Origin of the sequence: Streptomyces sp. (assembly GCF_035563135.1) — a bacterium.
Lineage (GTDB): Bacteria > Actinomycetota > Actinomycetes > Streptomycetales > Streptomycetaceae > Streptomyces.
This window is the reverse complement of sequence record NZ_DATMVN010000582.1, coordinates 1-7,094: the sequence shown is the minus strand read 5'-3', so window position 1 is coordinate 7,094 and position 7,094 is coordinate 1. Positions and strand designations below refer to the sequence as shown.

Annotated in this window: 4 protein-coding genes; all 4 read left to right on the top strand. The window is 68.6% G+C overall.

Annotated elements, in window-relative coordinates; all coding sequences use genetic code 11:
* The first annotated feature begins 368 nt into the window (after positions 1 to 368).
* Positions 369 to 1,448, top strand: coding sequence for a histidinol-phosphate transaminase (gene hisC, locus VN520_RS26055; protein WP_325749384.1), 1,080 nt, complete (start codon positions 369 to 371; stop codon positions 1,446 to 1,448).
* A 297-nt stretch (positions 1,449 to 1,745) separates the two neighbouring features.
* On the top strand, positions 1,746 to 3,254 hold the full coding sequence (locus VN520_RS26050; protein ID WP_325749383.1) for a cytochrome ubiquinol oxidase subunit I: 1,509 nt from the start codon (positions 1,746 to 1,748) through the stop codon (positions 3,252 to 3,254).
* A gap of 19 nt (positions 3,255 to 3,273) precedes the next feature.
* Positions 3,274 to 4,275 (top strand): cytochrome d ubiquinol oxidase subunit II, encoded by a 1,002-nt coding sequence (gene cydB / locus VN520_RS26045; RefSeq protein ID WP_325749382.1) that lies wholly within the window; start codon positions 3,274 to 3,276, stop codon positions 4,273 to 4,275.
* Positions 4,276 to 4,480: 205 nt separating this feature from the next.
* A partial coding sequence (cydD, locus tag VN520_RS26040) for a thiol reductant ABC exporter subunit CydD (RefSeq protein WP_325749381.1) occupies positions 4,481 to 7,094 on the top strand: 2,614 nt, incomplete at its 3' end.

Sequence of the window (7,094 nt, the reverse complement as noted above, 5' to 3'; positions counted from 1 at the left end):
GGGCCGGTCGCATATGCACACGTTGACAGGCACGTTTCTGCATGATCAAAAAGGCGTAATTCCCTTGCGAAGCAAGGGTATTGGAGGTGTCAGGGTCAATGTGTCATGCATCGACGCACATGAACCTGTTGAATGCCCCATGTCTCGGAGAGGTCTCAACTCACCTGTTCGAGGGATGCGCGCCACGGAGTGAGCGACCGGCGTGCGGCGGGACGTGCGGCGCTCCCCTCCCGAAGCCGGCCGGAGCCGCGCACGGCAGGTGTCCCTCCTCGGAGCGAGCGATTTCGGATCCGGGCCGTTCGCACGGATGCCCAATCCTCATAGGGTGAGCAGTATTGATGTGGACGGATGGTCGAGGAGGACCTGCGGTGAGCGAGACGAGCCCCAAGCTGCGCGCCGAACTGGACGGCGTCCCTGCGTATGTGCCGGGCAAGCCGGCGTCCGCGGAGGGGCCGGTTGCCTTCAAGCTCTCCTCCAACGAGAACCCGTATCCCCCGTTGCCGGGAGTCATGGAGTCGGTACTCGCTGCGGCAGCCGCCTTCAACCGGTATCCGGACATGGCGTGCACCGGTCTGATGAACGAGCTTTCCGACCGGTTCGGTGTGCCGGTCTCCCATCTGGCGACCGGCACGGGGTCGGTCGGTGTCGCCCAGCAGCTGCTCCAGGCGACCTCGGGCCCTGGTGACGAGGTCATCTACGCCTGGCGTTCGTTCGAGGCGTATCCGATCATCACGCAGATCAGCGGTGCGACATCCGTCAAGGTGCCGCTGACCGGCGGGGAGGTGCACGATCTCGACGCCATGGCCGGCGCGGTCACCGACCGTACGCGGATGATCTTCGTCTGCAATCCGAACAACCCGACCGGCACGGTGGTGCGCCGGGCGGAGCTGGAGCGGTTCCTGGACCGCGTCCCTGACGACGTCCTCGTGGTGCTCGACGAGGCGTACAAGGAGTTCATCCGGGACGCCGACGTGCCCGACGGCATCGAGATCTACCGGGACCGGCCCAATGTCGCGGTCCTGCGGACCTTCTCCAAGGCGTACGGCCTCGCGGGTCTGCGGGTCGGCTTCGCCGTGGCGCACGAGCCCGTGGCGGCGGCACTGCGCAAGACGGCCGTCCCCTTCGGTGTCAGCCAGGTCGCCCAGGACGCCGCGGTCGCCTCGCTGCGTGCCGAGGACGAGCTGCTGGGGCGGGTCGGATCGCTGGTCGGTGAGCGCGCCCGGGTGTACGAGGGGCTCGTGCGGCAGGGCTGGACCGTACCGGAGTCCCAGGCGAACTTCGTCTGGCTGCGGCTCGGGGACCGCACGCTCGAATTCGCCGGGATCTGCGAGCGGGCGGGGGTGGTCGTGCGGCCGTTCGCCGGTGAGGGGGTGCGGGTCACGATCGGGGAGGCCGAGGCCAACGACGTGTTCCTGAAGGTGGCGGAGTCCTTCCGTCAGGAGCAGTAGCGGCGCGGCCGCTGCCCGATCGCTTCCGGTGGCCCCTGACCTCGATGACCGAGGTCAGGGGCCACCGGTCCTTCCGCGTCCGGCGCCGCCGCCCGTTCCTTCGGCGGCCTGTCCGGTTTCGGTGGGCTCGGGCGGGTCGGCCGGAAACCACCCCCCGCTCGACGCCTTCGAAGACATGTGCGCCATAATGCTTGTGAATGTGAACGCGTTCACAAGCGTGCCCTGTTTCCTCCCGTGATCGGGTGGTTCGACCGGGCGACCTGCGGCTGTGATCACGGCGACGTAAGGAGAAGAGTCGTGGACCTGGCTCTGGCACCAGAGACCCTGGCGCGATGGCAGTTCGGCATCACCACCGTCTACCACTTCCTGTTCGTCCCCCTGACGATCTCCCTCGCCGCGCTCACCGCCGGCCTGCAGACCGCCTGGGTGCGCACGGACGACGAGAAGTACCTCAGGGCCACCAAGTTCTGGGGGAAGCTGTTCCTGATCAACATCGCCATGGGCGTGGTCACGGGAATCGTCCAGGAATTCCAGTTCGGTATGAACTGGTCCGACTACTCGCGGTTCGTCGGTGACGTCTTCGGCGCACCGCTCGCCTTCGAGGCGCTGATCGCGTTCTTCTTCGAGTCCACCTTCATCGGCCTGTGGATCTTCGGCTGGGACAAGCTGCCGAAGAAGATCCATCTCGCCTGCATATGGATGGTGTCCATAGGCACGATCCTCTCGACCTTCTTCATCCTGGCCGCCAACTCCTGGATGCAGCACCCGGTCGGCTACCGCATCAACGAGGAACGCGGCCGTGCCGAGCTCACCGACTTCTGGAAGGTGCTCACCCAGGACACCGCACTCACCCAGTTCTTCCACACCATCACGGCGGCCTTCCTCGTCGGGGGAGCCTTCATGGTGGGCATCTCCGCCTTCCACCTGGCCCGCAAGAAGCACATCAGGGTGATGCGCACCTCACTCCGGGTCGGACTGGTCACGGTGGTGGCCGCCGGCATGCTCACCGCTGTCAGCGGAGACACGCTCGGCAAGGTGATGTTCAAGCAGCAGCCGATGAAGATGGCCGCAGCGGAGGCCCTGTGGGAGGGCGAGGACGGCGCCCCCTTCTCGCTCTTCGCGGTCGGCGATGTCGCCGAGGGGCACAACGACGTGGAGGTCTCCATACCCGGCGTGCTCTCCTTCCTCGCGGACAACACCTTCACCTCCTACGTCCCGGGCATCAACGACATCAACAAGGAGCTGCAGGAGACCTACGGACCCGGCGACTACCGGCCCAACATCCCGGTCGCCTTCTGGAGCTTCCGCTGGATGATCGGCTTCGGTATGGCGTCCTTCGGGCTCGGTCTGCTGGGACTGTGGCTGACGCGGCGGAAGTTCCTGCTGCCGCCGGCGTTGCGCACCGGTGAGGACGAGGTGCCGAATCTGGTCCTGTTCAGGAACAAGGCGCTGAGTCCGAAGCTCGCCAGGCTCTACTGGATCACCGCCCTCTGGACCATGCTCTTCCCCTTGATCGCCAATTCCTGGGGCTGGATCTTCACCGAGATGGGCCGCCAGCCCTGGGTGGTGTACGGGGTGTTCCAGACCCGTGACGCGGTCTCTCCGGGGGTCTCGCCGGGGGAGATCCTCACCTCCATGATCGGCTTCACGGCGCTCTACGCGGTGCTCGCCGTCATCGAGGTCAAGCTGCTCCTGAAGTACGTCAAGGCCGGACCGCCCGAGCTCACCGAGGCCGACCTCGACCCGCCCACCCGGATCGGCGGCCACGACCAGGACGCCGACCGGCCGATGGCCTTCTCCTACTGAGATCAAGCGGAGCTGCGAGATGGAACTCCACGACGTCTGGTTCGTGCTCATCGCCGTCCTGTGGACCGGCTACTTCTTCCTGGAGGGATTCGACTTCGGTATCGGGGTCCTCACCAAGCTGCTGGCCCGTGACCGCAAGGAGCGCCGGGTTCTGATCAATACGATCGGGCCGGTCTGGGACGGGAACGAGGTCTGGCTGCTCAGCGCGGGCGGTGCGACGTTCGCGGCCTTTCCGGAGTGGTACGCCACCCTGTTCTCCGGTTTCTATCTGCCCCTGCTGGTCATCCTGCTCTGCCTGATCGTGCGCGGAGTGGCGTTCGAGTACCGGGCGAAGCGGCCCGAGGAGCGCTGGCAGACCAACTGGGAGCACGCGATCTTCTGGACCTCGCTGATCCCGGCCGTTCTCTGGGGCGTGGCCTTCGGGAACATCGTCCGCGGCGTGAAGATCGATGCCGACATGGAGTACGTCGGCAATCTCTGGGACCTGCTCAACCCGTACGCCCTCCTGGGCGGACTGGTCACCCTGTTCCTCTTCACCTTCCACGGCTCGGTGTTCGCCGCGCTCAAGACGGTCGGGGACATACGGAAGCGAGCACGCGGTCTGGCCCTCAAGCTGGGCCTGGCCACCGCGGTGCTCGCGCTGGGCTTCCTCGTCCTGACCCAGGCGGACAACGGCAACGGCTGGAGCCTGATGGCAATGGTCATCGCCGTGACATCCCTGCTCGTGGCCATCGGTGCCATAGCGGCGGGGCGCGAGGGCTGGTCCTTCGCGTTCTCCGGTGTGACCATCGCTGCGACGGTCGCGATGCTCTTCCTCACGCTCTTCCCGAACGTGATGCCGTCCTCGCTGAACGACGCCTGGAACCTCACGGTCTCCAACGCGTCGTCCAGCCCGTACACCCTCAAGATCATGACCTGGTGCGCCGGTATCGCCACTCCGGTGGTGCTGCTGTACCAGGGATGGACGTACTGGGTGTTCCGCAAGCGCATAGGCACGCATCACATCGCCGATGCGCACTGATCGCCGATGCGCACTGTCCGTCGATGCGCGCTGTCCGCCGATGTCCATCGGCCGCCGATGTCCACCGACCGGCGATGTCCACCGACCGGCGATGTCCACCGAACGTGCCGATGCGCCGTGAACCGGCCGATGCGGCACACCGAACGTGCCCTGTGCACCGAACTGGCTGAGCGAACGGCATGAGCTCACTGGGGAGCTGTTTCACGTGAAACCGATCGACCCGCGTCTGCTCCGGTACGCCCGGGCCACCCGGTTCTTCATGGCGGCCGTGGTGGCACTGGGCCTGCTCGGAGCTGCCCTGGTCATCGCCCAGGCCATGCTCGTCGCCGAGGTGGTGGTGGGCGGGTTCGAGGACGGGCTGAGCGCTGCCGCGCTCCGCACCCCCCTCCTCCTGCTCACCGCTGTCGCGCTGGGGCGGGCGCTCGTGGCCTGGCTGACCGAACTGGCCGCGCACCGGGCGAGTTCCGCGGTCAAGTCCGAACTGCGCGGCCGGCTTCTGGAACGTGCCTCCAGCCTGGGGCCGGAATGGCTGAGCGGGCAGCGCACCGGGTCGCTGATCGCTCTTGCCACCCGGGGCGTCGACGCCCTCGACGACTACTTCTCGCGTTATCTCCCCCAGCTCGGTCTCGCAGTCGTCGTCCCGGTGGCGGTGCTGGCCCGGATCGTCACCGAGGACTGGGTGTCGGCGGCGATCATCGTGGTGACGCTGCCGCTGATTCCGCTCTTCATGATTCTGATCGGATGGGCCACCCAGTCCCGGATGGACCGGCAGTGGAGACTGCTGTCACGGCTCTCCGGGCACTTCCTCGACGTGGTCGCCGGACTGCCGACGCTGAAGGTCTTCGGACGGGCCAAGGCACAGGCCGAATCGATTCGCAGCATCACTTCGCAGTACCGCAGGGCCACGCTGAAGACGCTCCGCATCGCCTTTCTCTCCTCCTTCGCCCTGGAGCTGCTGGCGACTCTCTCGGTGGCCCTGGTCGCGGTGACGATCGGAATGCGGCTCGTCCACGGAGAGCTCGACCTCTACACGGGGCTGGTGGTTCTCATCCTGGCGCCGGAGGCCTATCTGCCGATCCGCCAGGTCGGCGCGCAGTACCACGCGGCCGCGGAAGGACTCTCGGCCGCGGAGGAGATATTCGAGGTGCTGGAGACCGAGCCCACGGCCGGTGGCTCCGAGGAGGTGCCGCAGTCGCTGCGGCTGGAGCTGGACGGGGTGACGGTCAGGCGTCAGGGCAGGGCCGAGCCCTCCCTCGATACCGCCTCCCTCGTGGTCGAGCCGGGGGAGACCGTCGCTCTGGTCGGTCCCAGTGGGATCGGTAAGTCCACGCTCCTCGATGTGGTGCTGGGGTTCACGGTGCCCGACGAGGGGCGGATACGGGTCGGCGGAACCGATCTGTCAGCCCTCTCCCCCGATCGCTGGCGCGAGCAGATCGCCTGGGTGCCCCAGCGCCCTCATCTCTTCGCCGGGACGATCGCGGAGAACGTGCGGCTGGCCCGCCCGGACGCGGACGACGCGGCGGTCATGGCGGCACTGCGGGAGGCAGGGGCAGGCGACTTCGTGGACGCACTGCCGGACGGCGCCGGGACACCGCTGGGTGAGGACGGCGCCGGGCTCTCCGCAGGACAGCGGCAGCGCGTCGCTCTGGCGCGGGCCTTCCTCGCCGACCGGCCGCTGCTGCTGCTCGACGAGCCTACGGCGAGTCTGGACGGCGAGACGGAGGCGGGCATCGTCGACGCGGTACGCAGGCTGGCCGCGGGGCGCACCGTACTGCTGGTCGTGCACCGGCCGGCGCTGCTCCCGGTCGCGGACCGTGTGGTGGCGCTGGCACCGGGGCCGGGCGGGACGCCGGCCGGACAGAGGGTGCCGGACGGTGGGACGGCTTCGGCCGCCCCCGGCGGGACGGCTTCGGCCGCCCCCGGTGTGACGGCTTCAGCTGTGCCGGACGGGGCCGGGCGCCTGGGCGCGGGGGAGGTTGTGCTGCTCAAGGCCACCTCCCCCAGGCCCGGCGGCCGCGTCCTGGCCCGGGTCCGGGAGGCCGCCGGGTCCCGGCGTGGGAAGCTGGGGCTGGCTCTGCTGCTGGGCAGTCTCGCCGTGGGGTCCTCGGTCGGGCTCATGGCCGTCTCCGGATGGCTGATCTCACGCGCCTCCGAGCAGCCTCCGGTGATGTACCTGATGGTCGCGGTCACCGCGACCCGGGCCTTCGGCATCGGCCGGGCCGTCTTCCGTTACGCGGAGCGGCTGGTCTCCCACGACGCCGTGCTCAGGATGCTCGCCGAGCTCAGGGTGGCCGTGTACAGCGGGCTGGAGCGCATCGCGCCCGCCGGCCTTCGGGCCACGCGACGGGGTGACCTGCTCTCCCGGCTGGTCTCCGACGTGGACACGCTGCAGGACTACTGGCTGCGGTGGCTGCTGCCCGCGGGGACGGCACTCACGGTCGGGGCGGGGTCTGTCGCCTTCACCTGCTGGATGCTGCCCGAGGCAGGCGCCGTACTGGCCGCCGGGCTGCTCCTCGCGGGGGTGGGCGTGCCCGTGCTGAGCGATGCCTGCGCCCGGCGCGCCGAGCGCAGGCTGGCACCCGCCCGGGCCGCTCTGGCCGTACGGGTCGCCGATCTTCTCGGCGGGACGGCCGAGCTGACTGTCGCCGGTGCGCTGCCCTCCCGTAGGGAGCAGGTGCGCACGGCGGACGGCGTCCTCACACGGATCGCCTCGCGTGCGGCGACCGCGACCGCACTGGGGGGTGGACTCATCGCCCTGATCTGCGGGCTCACCGTGGTGGGCGCGGCGATCGTCGCGCTGCCCGCGGTGCTGGACGGAC

Excerpts from the sequence above, each read along its gene's own strand:
- cydB (WP_325749382.1), top strand. The coding sequence starts at position 3,274 with ATGGAACTCCACGACGTCTGGTTCGTGCTCATCGCCGTCCTGTGGACC.